At 38.8% G+C, this 21,900-nt stretch carries 21 protein-coding genes; 4 read left to right on the top strand and 17 right to left on the bottom strand.

The genetic code is table 11. From position 1 onward, the window contains the following. Nucleotides 1–63: 63 nt before the first annotated feature. From J3U91_RS04530 to J3U91_RS04515, 4 genes are all read right to left on the bottom strand, one after another. Nucleotides 64–378: a hypothetical protein gene (locus J3U91_RS04530; RefSeq protein ID WP_002818999.1), complete on the bottom strand. Its 315-nt coding sequence runs from the start codon at nucleotides 376–378 to the stop codon at nucleotides 64–66. Between the two features lie 136 nt (nucleotides 379–514). Continuing rightward, the gene (locus tag J3U91_RS04525) at nucleotides 515–2,878 is read right to left on the bottom strand and encodes an FtsK/SpoIIIE family DNA translocase (protein ID WP_002817658.1); all 2,364 of its coding nucleotides are present in this window, start codon (nucleotides 2,876–2,878) and stop codon (nucleotides 515–517) included. 54 nt (nucleotides 2,879–2,932) lie between these two features. Next, complete coding sequence (locus tag J3U91_RS04520) at nucleotides 2,933–3,439, bottom strand: tRNA (cytidine(34)-2'-O)-methyltransferase (RefSeq protein ID WP_002817659.1); 507 nt, start codon at nucleotides 3,437–3,439, stop codon at nucleotides 2,933–2,935. Next, on the bottom strand, nucleotides 3,436–4,584 hold the full coding sequence (locus tag J3U91_RS04515; RefSeq protein WP_002819001.1) for an AI-2E family transporter: 1,149 nt from the start codon (nucleotides 4,582–4,584) through the stop codon (nucleotides 3,436–3,438). Before J3U91_RS04515 ends, J3U91_RS04520 begins: the two co-directional genes overlap by 4 nt. Before the next feature lie 55 nt (nucleotides 4,585–4,639). Here J3U91_RS04515 and J3U91_RS04510 point away from each other — a divergent pair, with 55 nt between their 5' ends. Continuing rightward, the gene (locus tag J3U91_RS04510; protein WP_002819002.1) at nucleotides 4,640–5,656 is read left to right on the top strand and encodes a lactonase family protein; all 1,017 of its coding nucleotides are present in this window, start codon (nucleotides 4,640–4,642) and stop codon (nucleotides 5,654–5,656) included. On the opposite strand, the gene J3U91_RS04505 is transcribed toward J3U91_RS04510, so the two are convergent. The 5 genes from J3U91_RS04505 to J3U91_RS04485 form a co-directional block, all read right to left on the bottom strand. Continuing rightward, the gene (locus J3U91_RS04505) at nucleotides 5,657–6,556 is read right to left on the bottom strand and encodes an RluA family pseudouridine synthase (protein WP_002819003.1); all 900 of its coding nucleotides are present in this window, start codon (nucleotides 6,554–6,556) and stop codon (nucleotides 5,657–5,659) included. Further along, nucleotides 6,556–7,359 carry an NAD kinase gene (locus J3U91_RS04500; protein ID WP_002820393.1) on the bottom strand — a complete coding sequence of 268 codons (804 nt, stop codon included), beginning with the start codon at nucleotides 7,357–7,359 and terminating at the stop codon, nucleotides 6,556–6,558. The genes J3U91_RS04505 and J3U91_RS04500 overlap by 1 nt, the downstream gene beginning before the upstream one ends. An 88-nt stretch (nucleotides 7,360–7,447) precedes the next feature. Then, nucleotides 7,448–9,259 carry an oligoendopeptidase F gene (pepF, locus tag J3U91_RS04495; RefSeq protein ID WP_002819005.1) on the bottom strand — a complete coding sequence of 604 codons (1,812 nt, stop codon included), beginning with the start codon at nucleotides 9,257–9,259 and terminating at the stop codon, nucleotides 7,448–7,450. A 24-nt stretch (nucleotides 9,260–9,283) separates the two neighbouring features. Then, nucleotides 9,284–10,372 carry a competence protein CoiA gene (locus J3U91_RS04490; RefSeq protein WP_002819006.1) on the bottom strand — a complete coding sequence of 363 codons (1,089 nt, stop codon included), beginning with the start codon at nucleotides 10,370–10,372 and terminating at the stop codon, nucleotides 9,284–9,286. Between the two features lie 25 nt (nucleotides 10,373–10,397). Continuing rightward, nucleotides 10,398–11,123 (bottom strand): adaptor protein MecA, encoded by a 726-nt coding sequence (locus J3U91_RS04485; protein WP_002817665.1) that lies wholly within the window; start codon nucleotides 11,121–11,123, stop codon nucleotides 10,398–10,400. A gap of 54 nt (nucleotides 11,124–11,177) precedes the next feature. Here J3U91_RS04485 and J3U91_RS04480 point away from each other — a divergent pair, with 54 nt between their 5' ends. Next, a complete protein-coding gene (locus J3U91_RS04480) occupies nucleotides 11,178–11,657 on the top strand; it encodes a hypothetical protein (protein WP_002819007.1) in 480 nt (159 codons plus the stop codon). A gap of 5 nt (nucleotides 11,658–11,662) precedes the next feature. Here the strand turns inward: J3U91_RS04480 and J3U91_RS04475 are convergent, their stop codons facing one another. The 4 genes from J3U91_RS04475 to alaS are packed head-to-tail and all read right to left on the bottom strand — an operon-like array spanning nucleotide 11,663 to nucleotide 15,376. Then, nucleotides 11,663–12,007, bottom strand: a complete 345-nt coding sequence (locus J3U91_RS04475; RefSeq protein ID WP_002819008.1) for a DUF1292 domain-containing protein — start codon at nucleotides 12,005–12,007, stop codon at nucleotides 11,663–11,665. Further along, on the bottom strand, nucleotides 12,000–12,434 hold the full coding sequence (gene ruvX, locus J3U91_RS04470) for a Holliday junction resolvase RuvX (RefSeq protein ID WP_002817668.1): 435 nt from the start codon (nucleotides 12,432–12,434) through the stop codon (nucleotides 12,000–12,002). Before ruvX ends, J3U91_RS04475 begins: the two co-directional genes overlap by 8 nt. Further along, nucleotides 12,431–12,703, bottom strand: a complete 273-nt coding sequence (locus tag J3U91_RS04465) for an IreB family regulatory phosphoprotein (RefSeq protein WP_002817669.1) — start codon at nucleotides 12,701–12,703, stop codon at nucleotides 12,431–12,433. Before J3U91_RS04465 ends, ruvX begins: the two co-directional genes overlap by 4 nt. Nucleotides 12,704–12,718: 15 nt before the next feature. Beyond that, nucleotides 12,719–15,376 (bottom strand): alanine--tRNA ligase, encoded by a 2,658-nt coding sequence (gene alaS / locus J3U91_RS04460; protein WP_002819009.1) that lies wholly within the window; start codon nucleotides 15,374–15,376, stop codon nucleotides 12,719–12,721. A 440-nt stretch (nucleotides 15,377–15,816) separates the two neighbouring features. Here alaS and J3U91_RS04455 point away from each other — a divergent pair, with 440 nt between their 5' ends. After that, nucleotides 15,817–17,253, top strand: a complete 1,437-nt coding sequence (locus J3U91_RS04455) for an amino acid permease (RefSeq protein WP_002820395.1) — start codon at nucleotides 15,817–15,819, stop codon at nucleotides 17,251–17,253. 1 nt (nucleotide 17,254) lies between these two features. Next, the gene (locus J3U91_RS04450; RefSeq protein WP_002817671.1) at nucleotides 17,255–17,683 is read left to right on the top strand and encodes a universal stress protein; all 429 of its coding nucleotides are present in this window, start codon (nucleotides 17,255–17,257) and stop codon (nucleotides 17,681–17,683) included. Nucleotides 17,684–17,832: 149 nt separating this feature from the next. On the opposite strand, the gene J3U91_RS04445 is transcribed toward J3U91_RS04450, so the two are convergent. From J3U91_RS04445 to J3U91_RS04430, 4 genes are all read right to left on the bottom strand, one after another. Then, complete coding sequence (locus J3U91_RS04445; protein WP_002819011.1) at nucleotides 17,833–19,212, bottom strand: SLC13 family permease; 1,380 nt, start codon at nucleotides 19,210–19,212, stop codon at nucleotides 17,833–17,835. Between the two features lie 118 nt (nucleotides 19,213–19,330). Continuing rightward, complete coding sequence (lpdD, locus tag J3U91_RS04440; protein ID WP_002819012.1) at nucleotides 19,331–19,741, bottom strand: prenylated flavin chaperone LpdD; 411 nt, start codon at nucleotides 19,739–19,741, stop codon at nucleotides 19,331–19,333. A 1-nt stretch (nucleotide 19,742) separates the two neighbouring features. Continuing rightward, nucleotides 19,743–20,312: a UbiX family flavin prenyltransferase gene (locus tag J3U91_RS04435; RefSeq protein WP_002819013.1), complete on the bottom strand. Its 570-nt coding sequence runs from the start codon at nucleotides 20,310–20,312 to the stop codon at nucleotides 19,743–19,745. Nucleotides 20,313–20,324: 12 nt separating this feature from the next. Continuing rightward, a complete protein-coding gene (locus tag J3U91_RS04430) occupies nucleotides 20,325–21,800 on the bottom strand; it encodes a UbiD family decarboxylase (protein ID WP_002819015.1) in 1,476 nt (491 codons plus the stop codon). Between the last annotated feature and the right edge of the window lie 100 nt (nucleotides 21,801–21,900).

Raw genomic sequence — 21,900 nt, 5'->3', positions numbered from 1 at the left:
TTCCACTTATTCACCACTTATCCACAGAAAAAAGCAATAAAAAACCGGTTCCTTAGAACCGGTTTAGTGTTTGATAAAGAATATGTATACGATAAGCGCAGCTAATTCGATTAATAGAAGTACGCCGGTTAAATTAATAAACCAAAGCCAAAAAGCCTTTAAGCTATGTTGGTCGTCCGATTTGAAGATCAGTAAAGTTACAATTAACAGCCAGATCAGCAACCAAAAAGAAATTGCAATATATTGAAAGTTAAAAGCCAGGTAACGATCGATTAAAACAATTACAAGAAAAAAATCAGCTGGAATCAGCCAATCCCAGAACGGCATATCGCTAATCTGGTATTGCTTTGCAAAAAATTGCAAAGCAAACCAAGACAATATCGAGATGCACCAGAAAAATATAGACAAGTAAAACATCATTTATTAGGATACGTTAAAAAAAGAAATCATGCTAATTAGGATTGGAAATAATTAAAAATAAAAGCAGATCCGTAAATAGATCTGCTTGCTTAATTCAATCATTGTTTTTCTTATCAGAAACCAAAACTTCTCGTGGCCGGCTTCCATCTTGCGGGCCAACAATTCCAGCGGCTTCCAAATCGTCAATAATGCGAGCAGCCCGGTTATAACCAATCCGAAAACGACGCTGCAATAAACTAGTCGAAGCTTTTTTCTGCTGAATAACAAAATCGGATGCCTCGTTGAATAAATCATCCACTGGTTCCCCGTTCGCCCCAGTTTCTTCACTTGAATTATCGCCCAATTCACCGTCTTCTACCAACATGCTCGAAGCATATTGAGCCGACGATTCTTCTCGGATATAGTTGGTAATAGTTTCGACATCCCGGTCCGGAATAAAAGCCCCTTGAATTCGTATAGGTTCTTTGCCAACAGGCGCAAAAAGCATATCTCCCTTTCCGAGCAATTTTTCGGCTCCATTTTGGTCGAGAATCGTGCGACTGTCGATCCCTGAAGAAACGGCAAAGGCAATTCTCGAAGGAACATTTGCTTTAATCAAACCGGTAATGACGTCGACTGAGGGACGTTGAGTAGCCAAAATCAAATGGACACCGGCTGCTCGCCCCATTTGAGCAATACGCACAATTGCCGTTTCAACATCACTTTTGGCCGTCATCATCAGATCAGCCAGCTCGTCAACAATAATGACGATATAGGGCATTTTCGGCATTGCATGCCCTTTTATTTTATTGTAGTCGAGTACTTTTTTATTCCAGCCGTCAATATTCCGCACCCCGTGATCGGCAAATAATTCATAACGCCTTTCCATTTCTTTCACGGCTTTTTGTAAACCGCGTGCGGCCTTTCGCGGTTCGGAAATCACCGGTGCCAATAAATGCGGTAAGTCGTTATACATTGACAACTCGACTCTTTTCGGATCGACCATCATTAACTTGACTTCATTTGGTTTTAAGCGCATCAAAAGCGAGCTGATAATTCCATTAATCGCGACTGATTTTCCTGAACCGGTTGCTCCGGCGATTAAAAGATGCGGCATTGCCGATAAATCAGCAGAAACAACGTCATTATTAACATCGCGTCCAAGAGGAACAGTCAACGGATGTTTTGGATTAAACTGCGAATGTTCGATAATATCCGAGAAACCAACCGTTGCTTGAACTTCATTGGGCACCTCGACTCCCACGAATGGTTTTCCCGGAATCGGTGCTTCGATACGAATTGATTTGGCTGATAAAGCCAATGCGAGATCATCGGCTCGGTTGGCAATCGTTGAAACCTTAACACCGCGGGCCGGCTTTAACTCATATTGAGTAACAGTTGGTCCCAAACTAACCGAACTTACTTCCGTCTCGATATTGAAGGATTTTAAAGTATCGCGAACAATCTGGGATTTTTTCGTTAACTGCTTGTACTCACTGGTTTGATCAACGATTTGGATATGCGATAAAACCGAAAATGGAGGTATTTTATAATCTGGATTATCAACAGTTTCAATTGAATCGATAACCTGATCATCGCCGATTTCCTTAGAAATATTATCGTCAAAATCAGTTGGGGCGTTCGAGGGATTGGCAATTCCTGAATTTTGAGTTGAGTTATTTAAGGAATTATCAGTAGCGAAATTTGTACTCTGACGAGTACCTCGATCAACATCGTTTCCACTATCAACTTGATTCCAACGAATCTTTGGTTGAACCTCTTCCGTCCTTGTCGCCACATTGGAAACCGGTCTGCTTTCTTCTTTTGAATCATCGCCCTGAAAATATTTCTTTAAGAAATTATTAGATTGAGGATCCTTGACTTTATTTGCTCGATTGTCCTTAATTTTTGATACTTTCTCCCGACAGAATTGAGTCGTTTTGGAGATTGAAGATAGAACTGACTTGTCTAATAATCGAAAAATCCCAAAGACAGCAGACAAAATCGAAACAATCCAAACACCAACATTGGAGATCATTTGAGAAAGGGACAAATACAGCAGAGCGCCAATTAGACCACCTCCAACATTTGTTTGAGAACGATTATGGCTCATATCGTTGGCAGTAACTTTAAATAATTGCCTTAAAAGATTGCTGCCACTTTTCAGATCGGCAGCAAAAAACAATGAACTAATCGCCAGAAAAGGCAATGCCAAGAAAATGATTCCGACAATAATTCTTGTTGGAATCTTCGGCAGTTTTTTGTACAGGAGCCAGTAGTTCAAAAAGAAAGCGATCAATAAAATAAAAATCACAAAAAAATTACCAAAAACATATTTATAAATATTGGCAAAAAAATTGCCAACAATTCCCAAACGGAAAATTCCCAAAACAAAGAGAGCGTCGATAACCAATATCAAAATAGTTTTTGAATTTATTTTTTGTGTTTTTTTAGTTTTTCTTCTACGTCGTGTTGCCATTTATCCAGCATTAAGTCTATAAAAAAAAACGGTCAGATAAAAATGCCTTAAGTATTACTTTAACTTGTCTTGATCATATTCGTGAATACGTTCAAGCCCATGAAAATTTTGCTGACGCATTGCCTCATAAAGGACAATTGCGACCGAATTACTTAAATTCAAAGAGCGAACATGCTGATCATTTTGAGGAATTCGAATTGCCTTTTCGGGATTTTTTCGCATAAATACCTCTGGAAGACCATAAGCTTCGTTCCCAAAAAGAAAGTATTGATCTACAGATGTGTTTGAAAAATCAGCCTGATCGTAAGAAATTTTTGCATATTTAGAAACAAGAAAAAGTTTTCCATTGCCAATTGTTTTCAAAAACTCAGGTAAATTTTCATGGATCACTAAATCAACATTGCTCCAATAATCCAAGCCAGCCCGAATTACTTTTTTATCATCCAAATCAAAACCAAGCGGTTTGATCAAATGCAATCGTGCATTAATCGCCGTAGCGGTTCTAGCTATATTGCCTGTATTAGCAGGCATTGAAGGTTCAAACAAAACAATATGATTCATCCTTTAAACAACTCCGAATTTTCTCTCCACCAATGGTAACTTCTGCCGATTAATACTTTTAAAACAGCATAAGTAGGGATTCCAAAGGCAACTCCAAGTAAACCGAACATTTCTCCAGCACCCAGTAAAATAACCAAAACGGTAATCGGATGGATATTCATCGAGGCACCCATAATTTTCGGATGGATTAAACGCGATTCCAATGTCTGCTCAATAACGAAAACAATTAAAACAGCAATCACGAGATGGATTCCACCGAACAAAGCAATAATTATGGCAGGCACCATCACTAGAAAAGAGCCCAAATAAGGAATCAGATTTAGGGGCCCGGCCAATAAACCAATCCAAATTCCATATGGCAGACCAATAATAGAAAAACCGATCATAAACATAATCGAAACAGCAACCGCAGTTAAAATTTGTCCACGCAGATAATCCGAAATCTGTTTATTAATTTCGTGAAGGACTTCCAATAAACTTGGTCGCGTGCGGGCTGGGAAAAACTGTGAAATATAACGCGGTAGCTGATCACCGTCTTTTAGCATGTAATAAAGAATAAAAGGAAAAGTAATTAAAGTAATTACAATCATTGTAATTACTCGAGTTATTTTGCCAACTCCGGCAATGCCGTTAGTTAAATAATTTTTCGACCAATTAATAATCGTTTTATTGAAATTATTATTCGTATCTAATACCCAATTTTTAATCGGTTTTAAACCTGGATAGCTAAGCCATACCTGCAATCTCTTTGACCAATGAGAATAATAATCAGGCCAATGTTTAAAAAAGACAATGAAATTATCGCGAATAATTGGTGCGATATAGACCACGAACAATACCAAAAACAAAGCCACAAACAGAAAAATAATTAAAACAATCAATTGCTTGGACAAATGAAATTTGTCATGAGCCCAATTAACCGATGGAATAAGCAGATAATAAAAAATGCCAGCCGTAATAACCGGTGCACCAACTGCAGAAAAAAGTGCCTTAATCGGTTCAAAAATGAAACTCGTCTTATGAAGCAGGTAGATCGTCAAAAGAAGAAGAATGATCACTAAAAGAACTGAAACCAAGCGATTATTAAAAACCCAACGTTCCAGCCAAGTTTTTTGTTGGTCGACTTCCTTTTTATTAAATCGCATTGCTCTTTTACTCTATCATGATTGATAATAGTTGTGTAACAAGAAAGGAAAAATAATGAGCTACAAATTACTATTTGGAACTTATACAAAATCTGAATCCAAAGGCCTATATGAAGCTGAACTATCCGATAGTGGCGAACTAAAAAACTTAAAGAACACTGCTGAAATCGGATCTCCAACCTATTTTGCTGTTTCCAATGCTGGATTGCTTTATGCCGTTGACAAACAAGATCAACGTGGCGGGGTATCAGTGTGGGACACTTCGACGATTCCATTCAAAAAAACCGATGAACAAATATCAGACGGATCTTCGCCAGCCTATATATTCGTTGATGAAAAACGGCAACTAGTTTTTACCGGAAATTATCATAAAGGTTTGGTCTCTATTTATAAAATCGATGGTCAAAAATTGATCAAAAGCGATGAATTCAAAAACGAAGGTAGTGGTCCACGTCCGGAACAAGAATCCTCGCATATTCATTTCACGGCTTTAACTCCTGATAATCGTTTGGTAGCTGTTGATCTGGGAAGCGACGAGTTATTAACATTCGAATTATCAAAAGATGGAAAATTATCCCAGCCAACTCGTTTTAAAACAGAAAAAGGCTTCGGTCCTCGGCACATACGCTTCAGTAAAGATGGCAATTATGCCTATCTGCTTGGAGAACTATCTTCGAAATTATCCATTCTAAAATACAAAGAAGGCAAATTCGAGCTCGTTAAAACAGTTTCGACAATTCCAGCAGATTGGACTGCCCATAACGGTGCTGCTGCCATTCGTCTCTCTAATGATTATAAATTCATCTACAACTCAAACAGAGGGTATAATTCAATCGCTGTATTTAAAATATCCGAAAATCAAGAAAATGTTGAATTAATTCAACAAATATCGACAGAGGGAGACTTCCCCCGCGACTTCAACGTAAGCCCAGACGGAAAATATCTAGTAGCTGTCAATCAAAATACCAATAACGCCACAAGTTATTCTATCAATCCCGAAAATGGGAAACTAACTTTAATCCAAAAAGATTTTTATCTGCCAGAAGCGGTTCGTGTTTATTTTGAAAAATAATCAGTAATTTTCAGCTTCGATGATTCTTTGAATATCGTCCGGTAAACCAGCATTGAAGTGCTGGTTTTTATTTGCAAAAGGATCAAAGAAAATCATCTCCGAAGCATGAAGTGCCTGTCGAGAAATTAATTTGGAATGTGGCCCCCCATACAAGACATCACCAATTAATGGATGTCCGGCCCAGGCCATATGAACACGGATTTGATGGGTTCGCCCGGTATGCAGTTGAATTCGAAGCTGAGTAAAATTATCAAAACGTTTCTCAACCCAGTATTCAGTGACCGACCTTTTTCCATCTTGACGAACCTGCCGTCTGATAAAATCACCCTCTATCCGACCAATCGGTTCATCAATCATGCCATGGTCCTCTTGAAAATTGCCGGATACCAAAGCGACATAAAACTTTTCAATATCATGGTGTTCCATCAAAGCATCGTTTAGTAAAGCATGAGCAAATTTATGTTTTGCCAGAAGAACCAATCCACTCGTATCGCGATCCAAACGGGTAACGACATGTGGAACAAGACTATCAGCCTTCTCTTGAATCAAATGAGCCTTGATCATATTAACAAGAGTGGTTTTTCGATCGGCATGTCCAGGCACTGTAGTCACAAAAGCCGGTTTATCGACAATCAGGAAGTTTTTATCCTCAAAAACGACTTTCAAAGGATCGGTAAAATCAGCATCCAATTCCACATTTTCTCTTTCCGGAGGCATGAAAATTGTTATTTTTTCACCATTCTTAACGTAATCGTTCGTAAAGACTTCACGGCCTTCGACGACAATCTTTCCTCCAAAATGTTTGATCTGTGAAAACATTCGATGCGACACACCGCGTGCCTTTAGAAACAAACGAACTTTTTCCGGTTCCTTCGTTTCCGAAATCCATGAAAATTCCATTAACACTCGTCTCCGATAAATGAATTTTTAACCCGTTGCCAAAAACTGATCTGCTTATAATTAGCCATTCGTAAAGGCTGTTTGGCGATTTTGAAAACAATTTCCTGATAGCGGTTTTGTGGGAGACGATAGCTATCATAATTTATCGTTGGATCGCCAATTTCCGGAACAACTCGGATCGTTGTATGCGAAGAAACAATAATCGGAGAGCCTAAAGTTCTATAGACACGATTGTTAATAGAAGCAATTTCAGTCATTTGTAGTGCCGAAAAATTGGGATCAATCAAAGCGCCATTCAAAGATTTGTTATATCCGGAAGAACCGGTTGGTGTAGAGATACAAAGACCATCTCCACGGAATTTTTCGAATAATAAATCATCTACATAAACATTGACAGAAAGCGAATTTGTAATTCGATCCAGAATAATTTCATTAACCGCAAGAATATCAGTAATTTGCCCATCCAAATAATGAACTTTCGCTTCCATCAAAGGATAATGAGTTGCCTGTCCGTGATCCTGCTTAATTTTATCAAGCAAAAGATCGATTTCATTAACCAGCCAATCAGAATAAAAACCCAAATGTCCAGTGTGGACACCAACAAAACGAATTGTTGACAATTGATTGGCAAATTGGTGGACAGCGGACAAAAATGTCCCATCCCCACCAATTGAAATTACTAAATCAGGAAATTTATCTGTCAGAATTTCGTCAGCATTCTCAAGTTTCTTTCTCAATTCATTAGCCACCTGCAGAGACAAAGGCTGATCATTTGGAAACAAGCAAATCTTCATATATCCCATTCTAACGAATAAACCGTCTTGATAAGTTATTTTTTAAAAAAGCTGAACAAAGTTCGGCTAATTCAAAAATTATGAAATTAATTTCCTTTTAGTTTGTAACAAGTTCCTCGAATTCATTCAAACGTTTTTCAAAAACATCAAAAGCTTTATTCAGATAATCGGGTTTCTCCATATCGACACCGGCTTTTTTGATAATATTCAGAGGATAATCAGAAGAACCAGCTGATAAATAAGAAAGATACAATGGCACATTTCTCTTCGGATCTTCAATAATGCCCTGTGACAAAGTGGTTGCGGCCGACTCTCCGGTTGCATATTGGTAAACATAATAATTGTAATAGAAATGTGGTATCCTAGCCCATTCGAGCGCGATTTGAGAATCAAAAGTCAGGGAATCGCCATAGAATTTTTTATTTAAATCACCATAAAACTTCGATAAGGTTTCCGCTGTCAGGACATTGCCTTTTTGTGCTTCTTTATGCATCCAATCCTCGAATTCAGCGAATTGGGTTTGACGGAAAACAGTTCCTTTGAAACCATCAAGATAATGATTTAACACATAAGCCCTAATTTTTGGATCGCTTTGAGTTTTTAACAAATAATCGGTCAATAACATTTCATTGGTTGTAGAAGCAATCTCTGCCAAAAAAATCGGATAATCTCCATATTGATAAGGTTGATTGCTTCTAGTCAATAACGAATGCTGTGAATGACCTGATTCGTGAACCAGAGTGAAGACATTATCGAGCGTATCTTGCCAATTTAACAAGATATAAGGAACAGTATCATAAGCTCCATCTGAATATGCGCCGGAACGTTTACCAGCATTTTCCGGCACATCAATCCAGCGTTCGTCGAATTCGCGTTGAATTCCATTAAGATATTCGTCACCCAATGGTTTCAAAGCTTCTAAGACAATCGCTTTGGCTCCTTCAAAATCAACCGGGAAATCGACTTTGCCGGTAATGGGTGTGTAGAGGTCATAACTATGTAATTCAGAAAGACCAAGCAGTTTTTTTCGCAGGCTTACATATCTATGAAGCAAATTCAAATGTTGATCGGTTGTTGTAATTAAAGTATTGAAAACCGTCTCTGGAATATTATGACTGAAAGTTTCTGCTTCCAAATCACTCTTGAATTTGTGGGCAAGAGCCAAAAAATTATCAGATTTCATTTGTCCGTATAAAGTTGACGCAAAAGTATTCTTTAATTTGTCATAGGCCTTATAAAGGGTTGTAAAAGCAGTCTTTCTAATCTGGCGATTATCGGACTCGAGCATCCTTGAATAAAGGCCTTGGGTCAATTCAACTTTCTCGCCTGTCTCGTCAACCACATCGTCATATTTCAAATCAGAATCATTCAAAACACTAAAGATTTGTGAGCTATTCGATAAAACATCTCCTGCAGCGGCCAGCAACTTTTCTTCAGCAGGAGTCAAAGTATGATCACGATTGCGAACGTATGAATCAATCATATGACGGTAATCTTCCAATTCAGGTTCATCCTGATAAAAGGAAGCCAATTCATCCGGAGTAAAAGCGATGATAGCCGGAGTCAAAAAAGAACTCGCCGACTCAGCCTGGGCCGCTAAGCTTCCAACTCTTGCGTTAAAAGCTGCATATTTATTATTGCTGGTATCCTGATCGGATTTCCTTGAAGCATAAACATACACTGTCTCGACCAGCCTGTACATATCCAAAATTGATTTAATGGCATGTAAAAGACTCTTTGCATCTTTCACTGTAGCGGCCAATTGAGAAACGCCTTTGATTTTCGTTTCCGAACTTTGAAAAGCTTTTTCCCAATCATCGTCCGTCTTAAAAATTTTGCTAAGATCCCATGTTTGAGCCGGATTTTTTTCAACTTCAGCCCGAGTTATCTGTTTTTTGCTTTCTGTCATAGACCCTCCGTAATTGAAACCATTTTAACGCAAGAAGAATAGTTTCTGTTGATAATTCTCAAACCATATTGGTAATTTCTTAACCAAAACATACGAAAGTTTAAGATCAATAATTCCCTTTTCAACCAATTCCTGCAATAATTTTAGAAAGGCATGTTTGGCAAATTGGCTTTCAATTGATCTTTCATAGAAATATTTATCGGAAGTAAATTTTTTTGATAAATAACTGACTGGACAAAGATTGTCTTGGTCAAATTCCTCTAATTCCAAAATAATCATCAAACGCCAGTGCCAATTTGTGGTTTTCAAACCGGCTTGAGTTCCCTGATGAATTATCCAGGGTCCGCAGGCAACGTTAATATGTCGATGTTTGTATACCAACCGACAAATTTCAGTCGGAACACGTTTTAAGAGCAAATCTTTTTGTAAAGCATTCGCCTGTTTAAATAAAATCTTTTTATTGATTAAAATTTCCTCTGATTGTTCAGTCAAAGACTGCTTCAGAAAAAAATTCTTAATAAAACTATTAAACGGAACTCTATGAACTACCGGTTCGAATTTATAATAATCTCTTTTGAAAAGCGCAGTCAAAATTATAATTTCATGCTTGTTTTGATCATAGTAATAGACTTTCGTCTCTTGATCAGCAAATTTAAATACAGTCCTCTGACTAGGATTTGTAAAAGAATAATTTGGACCCAAAAACCAGATAACCGATAAGCCAATAGACTTATAACCCTGATTTCTTTCTCTAAGTCGAGGAATACTAATAGGACTTTGCTGAAACTTGATTGCCAGTTCCTTCCCAGCCGAATCGCTGATTATTAAATCAGCTCTTTGAGAAATCAAGGGCAAAACTTTTTCCAATTCAGCTCGGTAGCCGAGTCTTTCAGTAGCCTCTTTTATTTTTTGCTTTGCCAGCAAATGAATTTCACTTTCATTTTCTGAAAAACTGTTGCAATTATCCCTGGCTGAATGAGCAAAATAAGGAATTCTGATTTCTCCATGACAAAGAAGCAGTCTTTTTTTACAAAACGGGCAATAAAAAAACTCGCCACGACGAGCGCGACCAGCTTCAACTAATACATTATGGCAATCCTTGGCAACAAGCATATCTAATACTTATTACGCAAAAAAATCAATTTTTAAAAAATTTTTTTGATAACTCGAGAGCGCTATTCAAGAAAATTGGTTTCTTTAAGTCACTTGCTTCGATTTGACTACCATCAACCCGCAGACCAAAATCGCTCATTAACAATTGAATCGCTTCAGCCTTTTTCGTCCTTGAAAGTAGATGAAGCAGAAAGGAACGATGAACGGAAGAATTTTTATCAGCTGTTTGAATTTCATAAAGATCAGAAACAAGCTGCCGAGAGTCGATTTGATTAACAACAGTTAAAAACTCATCAAAATCAGTAAATAAATACCAATTATTCAAAACACCATGCGGATGCTTTCTCTTTGCCTGTAGGATTTGTTTGCCCCTACTTAAAACAGTTGTTTTTTTTGAATGAGCTGGATCATCATATCCCCGCAGCAATTTAACAATTGTCGGATCAACTTGTTCGTTTTTTAGCGAGAAGACTGCCTTGCCACTTTCATCAACTGAAACATTCGGATCATCAACAATTTTCGAAATGAAAAGTTCGACTCCATGTTGTCCAGTCGGGAGAATTTGGAAAGTAACCTGATCGTCGTTACTAAAGGAATGATCGGCATCCGCTTCGTCCAAAATTGAATAGAAAAAACTTTCGACTTCACTACGATCGGACATCAAATCCATCATTGAGACGTGGCGATCATCAAGATCAGCTTTCGTCAGCATGATATGTAACGTATTCGCATCAATTTTTTCTAATTTCATTATCTCTATTATATCAATCCGTTTAACTGCAAATTATAGCGTTAAAATTTAATTATGAATAAACTATATTTGACCCTAGGAAGTAAAGATTATCTTTTGAAATTGTCTGATCAAAATGAAGAGAATAATTTGCAATTGATTTCAAAACCCGGTCAATCGCAATTTGGCATTCTTTCCCAAGAACTCTTAAAAGGAAGTTCCGAATCAATTGAATTGAATGTGAAACACATAATTACCGATACTCGTCAGGACACACATTTAATTGCTTTTTATTATTTCGTTGGCGAAGATAAACAAGCCGAAATCGCCGAAAAAACCCTAACTCTAAATCAAAATAAGTTAAGTCAATACGGCGCCTCGGGAGTTGTTTGGTTACAAGAGAACAAAGATCTCCACCGCTACGTCTTAAAAGCGGAATTCAATGATGCAATTTCCTATCAACATTTCACCAGTTCACAACTGCTTATGAAATTGATCAGTAATTTTTATTCTAGTTTCAATGTTTTGTATACTAAAGGACTTGATGAAGACTAAAACAATTAGTCTTCATCATTTTTATCATCAGTTCGCAAAGAATCGTCTTCGACAAAAGTATTCAGGACTTCTGAGACCATATTCCACTCATCATCATTTTCAATTGGATAAAGGTTGGAATCAGTTTCCGAATCTCCGGAAGTCGGATCAAAACTAAAAGCCTGAATCTCGACTTCCTGGTCTGGGTCCTCAACAGTAATTCGATCACTGCCGGCCGGAGTGAATAAAATATAATCTTTTTTATATTCGTCAGAATGAAAAGTGAACAAGATTTCGTATAAAGATTCATTGCCCTTTTCATCCGTTAAGGTTACATATTTATCGTTATCCTGCTGATCTTTGTTAGCCATTTGTAAGTCTTCCTTTTTTGTCGAGGTAGTTTTGCAATATTAACTGAGCTGCCAGACTATCAATAACCTTTTTTCGCTTTGCACGTGACAAATCTGCCTCTTCTATCAACATCCGATTGGCTTCGACACTAGTCAAACGCTCATCTTGATAATCAATCGGGAGGCCGAATCGTTCAGACACCATTTTTCCATAATTCCGCGAAGCTTCGACTCGCGGGCCTTCGGTATTATTCATATTTTTCGGTAAGCCGATAACAATTCCGCTTACTTTTTTTTCGGAAATAATTTGCCCAAGTCGGTCTAGACCAAATTCGCCCTGTGCCTCATTGATACGAATAATTTCGATTGAACTAGCGGTCCAACCCAAAGGATCCGACTGAGCAACCCCAACGGTTTTTGAACCGACATCCAAGCCCAGCAGCCTCATTTCTTCTGATCCGTTTTATGATCCGAAAGATAATCTTTGACAAGTTCCTCGACAATTTCATCACGTTCAAAACGACGAATCAAGTTACGCGCATCATTGAGCCGCGGGATATAGGCCGGGTCTCCAGAAATTAAATAACCAACAATTTGATTAATCGGATTATAACCTTTTTCCTCCAAAGCCTCATACACCAGCTTAAGCATCGAACGAACGTTTTCCGGTTTTTGCGAACCAAAATTAAATACAGTTGTATCTTCAAATTCTGCCATCCACTATATTCTACCCTATCGTTGATCAAGACTTTCCAAGTATTCGGAAACACTTGCCAAAGCATTAGCAATACCAGCCGGATTTTTACCACCAGCCTGAGCAAAATCCGGACGACCACCACCACCGCCTTGAATTTTGGGAGAAATCGCTTTAACAACATTACCAGCCTTAACTTCATTCGGTTTTGCAGAAGCAGCAACCAATAGGGCTTTACCATTATTGTTTGTAGCAATAATTATTAGATCAGAGACTGCCCTTTGCCGCCATTCATCGACAATTTTTCTCAGACCGTCAACTGTTTGATTATCAATTTGAGCAGCTATATAACTATATTTTCCAGCTTCAAGAGTTTTTTCGAAAATTTTGTCGGCAGCAACATTAGCTGCTTTATCAGACAAAGATTCTACCTGCTTTTGGACATTTTTTAAATTATTTTGTAAATCAACAATTTTATCGGGAACATCCGCTAATTTTTGCGCACTTAAAAATTCGGCTGCTTTTTTTAGTAGTTTTTCATGGTTTTTTAACATTTTAAAAGCAGATTGACCAGTGACAGCTTCGATTCGACGAGTTCCCGCTCCAATGCCGGACTCGCTGACAATTTTAAATAAACCGAGTTCGCTGGTATTCTTAGCGTGCGTTCCTCCATCAAACTCTTTGTTGAAGTCGCCAATAGAAACAACTCGAACTTTTTTTCCATATTTTTCGCCAAAGACAGCCACGGCCCCAAGCTTTTTCGCTGATTCAATATCAGTTTCGATCCAAGAAACCGGCAAAGCATCTGCTATTTTCTGATTAACCAGATCTTCGATTCGATCCAAGGTTTCTGTTGGAACCGGTCCTTGATGTGTGAAATCAAAACGTAAATAATCTGGTTCGACCAAAGATCCGGCTTGATGAATATTGCCAGCAATAACATTACGCAAAGCCTGATCCAACAAATGCGTCGCCGTATGATTTTTCGAGACAGCAACGTGGCGATGCATGTCAAGACGAAGGTTTACTTTTTGACCAATTTTAAGATCGGAAATAAGTTTAGCAGTATGAATATGTTGTTTATTGGGAGCGTTTTGGACATCTGTTACCTGTGCCAACACTTTTCCATTCGCTGCTTGTACAGTTCCCTGATCAGCCACTTGGCCACCCATCTCAGCATAAAAAGGTGTTTTATCAAAAATCAACAAAGCTTTTTGACCGGCTTTGGCATCATCAACCTGTTGATCATCTACTATAATAGCTGCAATTTTTGCATCATCGACACTGCTTTGCTTCCAACCAACATAGACCGATGGAACCTTTAAGCTCATCAAAGCTTCATCCTGAAAACCAAAAGTTTTCAGTTTCCCTTGAGCTGTACGAGCTCTATTTTGCTGATCCTTCATTTCTTTATCAAACGAAGTTGTATCAACAGTCAAGCCGGCATCGGCAGCCTGTTCTTCAGTTAATTCAAGGGGAAATCCATAAGTATCGAAAAGTTTGAAAGCATCTTTCCCAGAAATATGAGTTGCATTATCTTTATGAGCTTTTTCAATCAGATCGTCGAGTAAATTCAAGCCGGCTGTCAGGGTTTTATTGAATCTTCCTTCTTCGCTCTGAATTACTGGAATAATTTTGTCCTCGTTTTCAAGAATTTCCGGATAATATGCTTCCATTATTTTCCCAACGATTGGAACTAATTGAGTCAAAAACGGTTTTTCGATTCCCAATTTGCGTCCATGCATAACTGCACGACGCAACAGACGGCGAATCACATAACCACGACCGGTATTTCCCGGCAGAGCGCCATCGGAAATTGCAAAAGTCACTGCACGAATGTGATCAGCAATTACCTTGAAACTGACGTCTTCATCTTTAATCTTTCCATATCTTTTTCCGGACAACTGCTCTACTTTGCGTATAATTGGCAAAAATAGATCTGTTTCAAAATTAGTTGGTGCATTTTCAAAGATTGAGACTACTCGTTCAAGTCCCATTCCGGTATCAATATTTTTATGTGGCAACTCTGGATACTTGGAATTATCTGTCAAACCGGGTAAATGATTGAATTGAGAAAAAACGATATTCCAAATTTCAAGATAACGTTCATTTTCACCACCCGGATACATTTCGGGATCATTATCAGGCAAATTTTGAAATTTGGGTCCACGATCAAAAAAAACTTCTGTGTCGGGACCGGAAGGGCCTTCCCCAATGTCCCAAAAGTTATCGTCTTGAGGAATCGTATGGCCAGCAACAAAATCTGCTTGTGATTCCCAAAGTTCTTTGGTCTCGGTATCTCGGGGATAGTAGGTTATAAAAAGTTTTTCCGGTTCGATCCCATACCATTCTGGACTTGTCAATAATTCCCAAGCCCAAGGAATTGCTTCTTTTTTAAAATAATCGCCAACGGAAAAATTTCCGAGCATTTCAAAAAAAGTGTGGTGCCGGGCCGTGTGACCAACATTTTCAATATCATTGGTACGAATTGATTTTTGCGCATTGGTAATCCGTGGATTATCTGGTATCACTGAACCGTCAAAGTACTTCTTTAGAGTAGCAACACCGGAATTAATCCACAAAAGACTTGGATCATCTTGAGGGATTAGTGACTGACTGGGTTCGATTTTATGTCCTTTGGATTGAAAAAAATCAAGAAACATCTGACGAATTTGTGCTGAATTAAGTTTTTTCATTGTTACCTCGAATAATAAAAAAACATCATGTTAATGCCCGGGCGATAAATCGCGGTACCACCGGGCTTCACACAATGTTTGTGTCTCTTTTTTAAATTAATTAATAAACGGGAGCCTTTTGATTAGGAATTAGGCCCTCACATCAACCAGGCCCTCTCTGAAAAAACGTTCTCAAAATATATCCGTTTTCTATTCAACTATACCACGGTGATTATTTTTTTAATTCAATCATTTTCTAAAAACAAAGAAAAAATTCGAAAAACAATTTTTTTCATCATTATTCGTGGAAAAGAAATCAATAAAAATTTGTTTTGATTAATTAATGTTCGTAATTTGCCCCTAATTAGAGCATTTTTATGAATTTTTTTAATTTTGTTCTAGCTATAAGCAACATTTAGTAATAGAATGTTCATTAAATTTTATGAAAGAAGGTAATTTAAATGGATATCTTTAGAAAAAAAGACGTCGGTGAGATTTTAAAACATTCGACGCCTTTAAAAAGGACTTTGCGAACGTGGGATTTAACTTTCCTTGGTATCGGAGCAATTATCGGTACCGGAATCTTCGTTCTAACCGGAAAGGGAGCGTTAACAGCTGGACCGGCAATCTCGGTATCATTTCTGGTTGCGGCAATCTGCTGTGGCTTTGCCGGTCTCTGTTACGCTGAATTTGCTTCAATGGCACCAGTGGCCGGTTCGGCTTACACATACTCTTACATCGCTTTTGGTGAGATTATTGCTTTTATTATCGGTTGGGATTTAATTTTGGAGTATGCATTAGGAGCGGCAACCGTCTCTGTCGGCTGGTCAGGATATTTCGCCAATTTGCTTGGCAATCTGGGAATTCATATTCCGACCGTTTTAACGGCAGCAGCTGGCACAACCGCTGGCGTTACGAGCTATTTTAATTTACCAGCCTTTTTAATTGTTTTATTGATTACTTGGATTATTTCAATTGGTATTACGCAAACAAAAAGAGTAAACGATACGATGGTTATTGTCAAGTTAGCTGTCATCCTACTCTTTATCGTCTGCACAATTTGGTTCATTAAGCCACATAACTGGCAGCCTTTTTCTCCTTATGGTTTGTATTCTTTCCATAACGGTACGGCAGCCGGAATTATTCCAGCGGCTTCAATTGTATTTTTCTCGTTTATCGGTTTTGATTCCGTTTCTTCTAGTGCTGAAGAAACAATCAATCCAAGCAAGACTCTTCCTCGTGGGATCTTGTTGTCCTTATTTATCTCAACGGTTCTATATATCATTATGACTTTGATTATGACCGGTGTTGTGAAGTTCACTGTTTTTGCAAAATATTTAAATGCACCGGTTTTGGCGGTTCTGCATTCAACCGGGCAGACTTGGTTATCAATCATTGTAAGTATCGGTGCTATTTTGGGTATGACGACCGTCATCCTGGTTCAGCTTTATGGACAATCTAGAATTAGTTATTCAATGTCGCGCGATGGTTTGTTTCCAAAGTTTTTTGGAGATGTTAATATGAAATACCAAACTCCCTTTAAAGGTACTTGGTTCTTTGGTATCATTACAGCGATTGCCGGTGGTTTGATAAACTTGAATATTCTAGCCGAACTAGTTAATATCGGAACATTAACTGCCTTTATTCTCGTTTCAGCTGGTGTCCTTTGGATGCGTCATTCCCACCCGGAAGTTCATCGAGGTTTCAAGGCACCAGGGGTTCCATTTACTCCAATCATCGCAATTATTTTCTGTTTGGTTTTGATTGCAGGTTTGAATTGGGAAACCTGGATTAGATTTATCGTTTGGTTCGCTATTGGTATGATTCTTTATTTTGGATACGCCAAAAAGCATTCCAAGTTAAATTCTTTTAAACCACAAGATAAGGGAGCTGATTGATATGGTTTATAAAAATATTTTAGTTGGCTTGGATGGTTCTTCCCAAGCGGATAACGCTTTTAAAGTAGCTTGCGGATTGGCAAACGCGCTTTCAGCCGATCTTCATCTAATTTGGATTGTTAATCGAGACAGAGGAATGGATTCCTCCTTTGGTGTTAACGAAGATTTCTATCGTGATCAGTATCATCAAGTTCAAGATAAGCTTGTTTCCTATGTCGAGGATGCGAAAAAAGCTGGTCTGAAAGTGACAGGCGAAGCCCTCGTGGGCAACATTAAATTGGTTTTGGCAAATGAATATCCAAAAGAGCACGGAATCGATCTAATTGTTCTTGGTAACACTGGATTGAACACCGTGGAAAAACTGGTTGTCGGTTCGCACACCAGTTATGTAATTAGAAATTCAGCTTGCGATGTTCTTGTTGTTAAATAAAAAAAGCCTTAATTACCAATTAAGGCTTTTTTTGATGATCAATTTTTGGATTCCCAAAAATAATACTTACAATTCTAGGCCTGTTTTAACCCAACAAAAAAAGCCACTAAGTTAACTTAGTGGCTTTATATATAATCTTTAACAATAGCTTATACAAAACCAATTAATTTCCACCAAAAAATTTCAACAACTGCCACGATGAACATCACAATCGTCAATGGTATGCCCAAACGCATAACCTGTTTTTGATTATAGCCTCCACCGGTGTCGGGATCACTCCCGACTAATATAGCCATATTGTGAAAAGGCAGAATATAGTGAAGATTAACTACAGAAAAGACCAACAGCGAAATCGCCAAGGGGTTAACGCCCATATGGGTAGTGGCCGCCAAGAAGGCTGGAATTGTAACTCCCATAACTGCAATGACCGAACCCATGAACATGTGAATGACCATCGCACCAATCGTAATTATGATTGCCAGCAGATAAAGATTTTGTGGTAAGGAAGAAGGCAAGATCGTCTTGGCAATCCAACTATTCATTCCAGTAACTTTACCAACAACACCAATCGTAATTGCCGATGTCAAAAATATCAATACATTGACAGGTACACCACTCCACGATTTAGCTGTTAATACTTCGCCGATCAATGGAAGACTCATTAGCAGCGCGACAACCAGCGTTAGCCAGCCAACATCAATTCCGGTTATTCCACTGGTTAGCCATAGAGCAATCGCAATTACCAGCCAAATTAGAGTACGAGTTTCCTTCTCGGAAAAAGCACCAAGCCCTTTTTGCTTCAGTCTTAAAGCATCAACATCAATTGACACCTCTTTGGTTGGACGAAATAAAACCATAATCAACAGCATAGTGATAATAGCTGCTATAATCATCGGAACACTCATGTAATAAAAGTAAGACATAAAACTGACTTTTACGCCCGAATCCGCGACCGCTAATGGATTAAGTGACGTGTCGCCGGTTAAGAACACTCCTGACAAAGGACAAGAAGCTGCGAAAACCGTCAGACCTAGTTTGGCTTGGTCCTCCTTCGCCATGTGAGCGCTTGAAGCAACAACGTCTATGACGGACATGATCAAGAATGCTCGTGGCCACGGATGTGGAATCAAAAGCGATAGGATGAATGTCAACACGAAAATTGAAATAATAATTCCGTTCCAGGAACGAACAAAACGCACAATAAAGGCGTAAGCAATTCGTTCCCCTAACCCAGAATCTTTTACAGCTCCCGCAATCAAATAGGCTCCAATCACCAACCACATAATTGATCCTGTCCAGGCGTCTGAAAACACTTGGGCAGGAGTAGCTACTTGGAAAATTATTAAGAGCATCAGATAAATCCCACCAACAAAAGCGGGTTGAGCAATTTGAGTTGCCCACCAAACAACAGTCATCAAAGTCAATGCCAAATCGAGCCGACCAGTTGTAGATAAACCGCTAAATGGGATTAAATCAATGATTACGAACACCACGACTCCGCTTAGAAAGCCGATTGTTTTTTTAGTCATAATTCAAAGTTTTTTCTTTTCTTTCGACATTTTGATTTTCGATTGCTTTTTTAACTGCCAAATAGTGGAGATAATAAGTAAAAAAGAATTTAGAATCGTTGTCGTTTTTTATTTTCTTTTATTCTGGATGTTTATAAATCGGTTTAGAAGTATTTTCAGGATGTGATTTGAGCCAAAGCAGTAATTGTTCACCTAGTTTATCCGACATTGGTCCTGCAGCGGCAATCTGTTTTTTTGTAATGTAGTTAACATGCACGCCAGCCGTGATCACACAATTTCTTGTAAGACTGGGACTAATTTTCGTAGCAATTCTTTCTGTGATCAAATCCTCTTTATGAAAGCCTTCGTGTGGGCTAAGAAAACGAACTGTTTGGGTTTTAAGGCCGGGAGCCAGAGTAGTAACGACACCGATATGCGGGTTTGTTCCTCCTGTAACGCTGATTAAAAGATCCGGTCCTATCTGTCGAACAAGCATATCCAAGGAATAACCAGATTGAGCTACAGTAAATTTAAATGTTTTTTCCGGCACTTCAATCCCCCTCCCAGCGGTTATCGAGATTATTGTTGATTGAAAAAGCATCAAGTATTTTCATCGTCTGATGATTGATCAAATCTTGAATCGTTTTCGGATGGCCATAAAAGGCAGGAATCGGTGGAATGATTTGTACGCCCAGCCGCGCCAATCTAGTCAAATTTTCCAAGTGAATAACACTCAAGGGTGTCTCTCTAGGAACTAAGATCAACTTGCGTTGCTCTTTAATAGCTACATCAGCAGCTCGAGCAATTAAATTGTCACCAAAGCCACTGGCAATTCCAGCAACTGTCTTCATACTGGCCGGAACAATCACCATACCGTCATTTAAGAAAGAACCACTGGCGATCGCTGCTCCCTGATCATGGATATTATAAGTATAATTGGCAAGTTCTTTGATTTGATCAATAGAATAATCGCTCTCCAACGAAAGATTCTTCTTGGCCCAACTGCTCATAACCAGATGAACTTCGACATTGGATATGGCATGAAGTTGCTTTAAAAGGTCAACGGCATAAATAGTGCCTGAAGCACCACTAACCCCAACAATTATTTTCTTCACAGCCATAATTTCTCCGCTTCATTTTAAATATTTTTCCCAATCCGGAACTTCTTTAAATTGAGCACGTTCAAATTGATCGCGAATATCGAATGGTACAGTACCATCAATCACAAGTTTGGAACTCATTCCTCTAATTCTAATCGACTTTGGATCGTATGCTGGCCGTTCCGATGGATCAAGTGGGTGGTTCCGCATACCTGACAATACCATGACGTCCTGATCTGCTTGGAACCTGGTATTGATCGTCCAAACAACATCATTCATATCGAAAATATCGACATCATCATCAACCAAAAAGACAGTTTTAAGTTCCTTAAAGGCTGCGAAGGCCAGAATTGCGGCTTGCCTCTGGATCCCTTCATCGGCCTCGTTATCTTTGTGGATTTGCATGATCGTCATCAATTTTCCACCACCTGCCGGTGGATTATAAACATTTTTAACTTTCCCGGGAATTGCTCGGTTTACCAACTGTAAGATACTTGCTTCAGTAGTAATTCCAGCCATGCTGACATGTTCCTCGCTTGGGCCTATTACACTTTGCATGATCGGATGATCTTTACGGTGTGTGACAGCCGTTACCTTAATAACCTGTAGAGCCGGATTGGCATCCCCATCGTAGCCAGGAAATTCCGGCATTGCTTTACCGGTATGAGTATTAATATCTTCTTGAATCCGCTCGTTAGGCATAATGTAGCCTTCCAAAGTGTATTCTGCCCGAGCAATCGCTTTTTGATCAACAGTTAAACCATCAACTAATTGAACCGCCTGGTTTCTAATAGCACCAGCAACTCCCAATTCGTTATAACCAAGTGGTGTCGTTGGTGGCTCAAAAGTGACCCCAATCGTAACAGCTGGATCCAAACCAATATTGATCGTGATTGGCATCGGTTTATTAGCTTTTTCAAATTCTTCGGCAAAATGACCAATATGGCGACCGCCAGGTTGAATGAAGATCCCTATTTTATCCTTATCTTCCAAAACCATTCGATGAATCGTCACATCACTCATCGTTTTGTCCATATTTGAACCGAAAACAACTCCGCAAGAAATATACGGTCCGGCGTCGAGTGGCGTATTCGTAGGAGCCGGAACCAACTTGCGAATATCAAAGCCAGGATCTTCTGCACGATAAACAACTTCGTGGGCCGGAGCCTGATTTTCATCTACAACTACCGGAGCAATCGGTTTGGACACCGAGTCATTTAAAAATTGACCCAATGTTCGAAAATCGTGGTGCAGCATCTTGCCAACTCGCTTACGACTAGCCATTAAACCAATCAATACGCGTGCATCGGAAAAACCTTTAACGTTATTAAAGACCATCGCCGGTCCTTCTTTTGTCGGCCTTTCCACAGTTCCACCAGCACCAATGTAGCGATAGACGCCAGATAATTCAGCATCCGGATCAACTTCAACATCAGTCGCATGATATTGTTGCGGATCATCTTTAATTTCATCAAGGACTCTTCTCAAGTCCCATAACTGTTCTGTCATATTTATAAGCCTCCTGATATCGCTTACATTTTTAATCATAAAAAATCGTGAAGTTGTGATCAAATCCGCTTTAGACTAATATTATGATCAGATAGAATAA

The sequence above is a fragment of the Oenococcus oeni genome (genome assembly GCF_020510245.1).
GTDB classification, from domain to species: Bacteria; Bacillota; Bacilli; order Lactobacillales; family Lactobacillaceae; genus Oenococcus; species Oenococcus oeni.
The sequence above is the reverse complement of the archived record's forward strand: the minus strand, read 5'-3'. Positions and strand labels throughout refer to the sequence as shown.